Genomic DNA, 4,347 nt, shown 5'->3' with positions numbered 1-4,347 from the left:
ACCGGGTACGGCGCGTGGACCGTACAGGACCTGGACGCGGGGATGCGGTCCACGCCTCGCCGTGCCGTCAAGGCCCTGCCGGCGTGCCGTGACGCGATCGTTATCGGTTTCCACCCGCTGAGGCTTTGACTTCGGAACTCGAACGCAGCAGTCTGTACCGCGGACCGGCTCGGTCGTCCGGGGGAAACCTCGGCGTCCGGGCGCCGGCGGCGACGGTCGCTGCCGGGGGACACTCGACGACGAGAAGGAGCGCGAGGATGCGACTCGCCAAGACGATGGGCGCGGTGGCCGCCGGTGCGGCGCTGACGCTGGGACTCGCCGCGTGCGGCGGCTCCGGGGCCGGCGGTGGCGGCGGTGCGGACGGCGCCGCGGGCAACGGCGACGACGACGTGAAGATCGGCGTCGCGATGCCGACGCAGACCTACGAGCGTTGGATCCAGGACGGCAACAACGTCAAGAAGGGCCTGGAGGACCTCGGCTACTCCGTGGACCTGCAGTTCGCCAACGACGACATCCCGACCCAGACGCAGCAGATCGACTCGATGATCACCGAGGGCGTCGACGTCCTCGTCATCGCCTCGATCGACGGCACCGCGCTGACCAGCCAGCTCGACGCGGCCGCCGCGGCGAACATCCCGGTCATCGCGTACGACCGCCTGATCCGCGACAGCGAGAACGTCGACTTCTACACGACGTTCGACAACGAGGCGGTCGGCGTGGCGCAGGCCAACGCCCTGCTCCGCGGCCTGGGCTACCTCGACGCCGACGGCAAGGAGACCGGCGAGAAGGGCCCGTACAACATCGAGCTCTTCGCCGGCTCGCCGGACGACAACAACGCCGGGTTCTTCTTCGACGGCGCGATGTCGGTGCTGCAGCCGCTCATCGACGACGGCACGATCGTCGTCCCGTCCGGCCAGACCGACTTCGGCCAGGTCACGACGCAGCGCTGGGAGCTCGAGACGGCCCAGAAGCGCATGGAGGACCTGCTCACCTCCACGTACCAGGGCGGCGAGAAGCTGGACGGCGTGCTCGCGCCGGCCGACGTGCTCTCCCGCGGCATCATCAACGCGCTCCAGAGCGCGGGCATGGGGCCGACCCTCGAGAAGGGCCTGCCGGTCGTCACCGGTCAGGACGCCGAGATCGCGAACATCAAGCTCATCGACGACGGCGTCCAGTCCTCGACGATCTTCAAGGACACGCGCCTCCTCGCCGAGCAGGCCGTCAAGGCCACGCAGTCCTTCGTGGAGGGCAACGACCCCGAGGCGAACGACACCAAGACGTACGACAACGGCGTGAAGGTCGTGCCGTCGTACCTGCTCGAGGTCCAGACGGTGTTCAAGGACGACATCCAGCCCGTGCTGATCGACGCCGGCTACTACACCGCCGACGAGGTCAAGGCCGGTCAGGCGGACGACTGATCCGCAGGTCATGACCCGCACGGACGGGCCCGTCCGTCGCCGCTCCCGCTCGGGGGCGGACGACGGGCGGGCCCGCCCCCGGGGCCGCCGCGGACGTGTCCGACGGCGGCGCACCCCACCGAAGGAGGGACGAGGGCGCAGATGAGCACGATCCTGGAGATGCGCTCCATCACCAAGGAGTTCCCCGGCGTCAAGGCGCTGTCCGACGTCACGCTGACCGTCGAGCAGGGCGAGATCCACGCCATCTGCGGCGAGAACGGCGCGGGGAAGTCCACGCTCATGAAGGTGCTGTCGGGCGTCTACCCGCACGGCACCTACGACGGCGAGATCATCCTGGACGGCACGCCTGCGGAGTTCGGGTCGATCAACGACTCGGAGGACCGCGGCGTCGTCATCATCCACCAGGAGCTCGCCCTGGTGCCGTACCTGTCGGTCGCCGAGAACATCTTCCTGGGCAACGAGACCCGGAACCGGTTCGGGATGATCGACTGGAACGCGGCGAACCGGAAGGCCCACGCCCTGCTCGAGCGCGTCGGCCTGGACGAGAACCCGACGACGCCCGTCGGTCAGCTCGGCGTCGGCAAGCAGCAGCTCATCGAGATCGCCAAGGCGCTCTCGAAGGAGGTCAAGCTGCTGATCCTCGACGAGCCGACCGCTGCGCTCAACGACGACGACTCCGAGCACCTGCTCGAGCTGCTGCGCCAGCTCAAGGCGCACGGCATCACGTCGATCATCATCTCCCACAAGCTCAACGAGATCGAGGAGATCGCCGACCGCACGACGATCATCCGCGACGGCCGGACCATCGAGACCATCGACATGTCCGAGCCGGGCTCCACCCAGGACCGCATCATCCGCGGCATGGTGGGCCGCGACCTCGAGCACCGCTACCCCGAGCGCGCGTCCGTCGTCGGCGACGAGGTGCTGCGCGTGGAGCACTGGAACGTCGACCACCCCACGCAGATCGGCCGGCAGATCATCATCGACGCGTCGTTCAACGTGCGCGCCGGCGAGGTCGTCGGGATCGCCGGCCTCATGGGAGCCGGGCGCACCGAGCTCGCGATGAGCATCTTCGGCCGCACCTACGGCCGCAACATCCGCGGCGAGATCTACAAGGACGGCAAGCCGATCCAGGTCCGCAACGTGTCCGAGGCGATCGGGCACAACCTGGCGTACGCGACCGAGGACCGCAAGCACTACGGCCTCAACCTCATCGACGACATCCGGCACAACATCTCCGCGGCGGGCCTGCCCAAGCTCGCCCCGCGCGGCTGGGTCAACGGCAACGAGGAGCTCCGGGTCGCCGAGGACTACCGCGGCTCCCTCAACATCAAGACGCCCAACGTCCTGGTCGACGTCGGCAAGCTCTCCGGCGGCAACCAGCAGAAGGTCGTGCTGTCCAAGTGGCTGTACACCGACCCCGACGTGCTCATCCTCGACGAGCCGACCCGCGGGATCGACGTCGGCGCCAAGTTCGAGATCTACACGATCATCAACAAGATGGTCGCGGCGGGGAAGGCGGTCGTCGTCATCTCCTCCGAGCTTCCCGAGCTGCTCGGCATCTGCGACCGCGTGTACACCCTCGCCTTCGGTCGGATCACCGGTGAGCTCCCCGTCGCCGAGGCGACGCAGGAGCGCCTCATGGAGCTCATGACGATCGAGCGCGACCAGCCCCTGCCCACGAAGGAAATCGCCTCATGAACGCCATCGACTCGGTCCGGGACATCCTGACCCGGAACATGCGCCAGAGCGGCATCGTCATCGCCTTCCTGGCGATCGTCGTGCTCTTCGCCGCGCTGAACCCGAACTTCCTCTCGCCGACGAACCTCACGAACATCGTCCTGCAGTACTCGTACATCCTGATCCTCGCGATCGGGATGGTGATGATCATCGTGGCCGGGCAGATCGACCTGTCCGTCGGCTCGGTCGTCGCCCTCACCGGCGCCGTGAGCGCCGTCGTCGTCGTCCGGCAGGGCCTGCCCTGGTACGTCGGCGTGCTGGCCGCGCTCTTCGTCGGCCTCCTCGTCGGCATCTGGCAGGGCTTCTGGGTCGCGTACGTCGGGATCCCCGGCTTCATCGTGACCCTGGCCGGCATGCTCCTGTTCCGCGGCCTGACGTTCCTCGTGCTGGACAACAAGTCGCTCTCGCCGTTCGGCGGCACCTACTACGACATCGCCAACGGGTTCCTCAACGGGCTGCTCGGCGGCAACGGGTTCGACGTCTTCACGCTCGTCATCTTCGGCATCGCCGTGGTCGGCTTCGGCGTCAGCCAGTGGCGCACGCGCCAGGGCAAGATCGCCTACCAGCAGACGGTCGAGTCGATGCCGCTGTTCGTGGTCAAGCTCGTCGCGGTCGCCGTCGTGGTGATGTGGTTCGGGTACCAGCTGTCCATCTCGCGCGGCCTGCCGATCGTGCTCATCATCCTCGCGGTGCTGATCATCGCGTACACGCTGGTCACGCAGAAGTCGGTCTTCGGCCGGCACGTCTACGCCGTGGGCGGCAACCGGCACGCGGCCGAGCTGTCCGGCGTGAAGGTCCGCAAGGTCAACTTCTGGATCTTCGTGAACATGGGCGTCCTGGCCTCGGTGGCCGGCGTGGTCTACTCCTCGCGCATGAACGGCGCCCAGCCGGGCGCGGGCAACATGTTCGAGCTCGACGCGATCGCCGCGTGCTTCATCGGTGGCGCGTCGACCACCGGCGGCGTCGGCCGCGTGGGCGGCGCCATGATCGGTGGTCTGATCATGGCCGTCATGTCCAACGGCATGCAGCTGATGGGCGTGCCGCAGTCGATGCAGCAGGTCGTCAAGGGCCTGGTGCTGCTGCTCGCGGTCGCGTTCGACATCTACAACAAGCGTCGCGCCTCGGTGCTGCGCTGACCCGGGGGTCCGGCCGGGGCCGGACCATCCCGCGCCGACGCGCGGGGCGGCGG

The 4,347-nt window shown here is 68.2% G+C and carries 3 protein-coding genes; all 3 read left to right on the top strand.

What is annotated here, in order from left to right; translation table 11 throughout:
• Positions 1–257: 257 nt before the first annotated feature.
• The 3 genes from chvE to mmsB all read left to right on the top strand — a co-directional run bounded on the left by chvE (position 258) and on the right by mmsB (position 4,294).
• Positions 258–1,418, top strand: coding sequence for a multiple monosaccharide ABC transporter substrate-binding protein (gene chvE, locus ACFWEK_RS19365; RefSeq protein ID WP_429766209.1), 1,161 nt, complete (start codon positions 258–260; stop codon positions 1,416–1,418).
• A 141-nt stretch (positions 1,419–1,559) separates the two neighbouring features.
• On the top strand, positions 1,560–3,119 hold the full coding sequence (mmsA, locus tag ACFWEK_RS19360; RefSeq protein WP_430546634.1) for a multiple monosaccharide ABC transporter ATP-binding protein: 1,560 nt from the start codon (positions 1,560–1,562) through the stop codon (positions 3,117–3,119).
• Positions 3,116–4,294, top strand: coding sequence for a multiple monosaccharide ABC transporter permease (gene mmsB, locus ACFWEK_RS19355; protein ID WP_430546633.1), 1,179 nt, complete (start codon positions 3,116–3,118; stop codon positions 4,292–4,294). Before mmsA ends, mmsB begins: the two co-directional genes overlap by 4 nt.
• Positions 4,295–4,347: the final 53 nt, after the last annotated feature.

The sequence above is a fragment of the Isoptericola sp. NPDC060257 genome (assembly GCF_042726645.1).
Classification (GTDB): domain Bacteria; phylum Actinomycetota; class Actinomycetes; order Actinomycetales; family Cellulomonadaceae; genus Isoptericola; species Isoptericola nanjingensis.
The sequence above is the reverse complement of the archived record's forward strand: the minus strand, read 5'-3'. Positions and strand labels throughout refer to the sequence as shown.

What these genes read in the sequence shown, in the direction of transcription:
- chvE (WP_429766209.1), top strand. Translation starts at nt 258, where the DNA reads ATGCGACTCGCCAAGACGATGGGCGCGGTGGCCGCCGGTGCGGCGCTG.
- mmsB (WP_430546633.1), top strand. Translation starts at nt 3,116, where the DNA reads ATGAACGCCATCGACTCGGTCCGGGACATCCTGACCCGGAACATGCGC.
- mmsA (WP_430546634.1), top strand. Translation starts at nt 1,560, where the DNA reads ATGAGCACGATCCTGGAGATGCGCTCCATCACCAAGGAGTTCCCCGGC.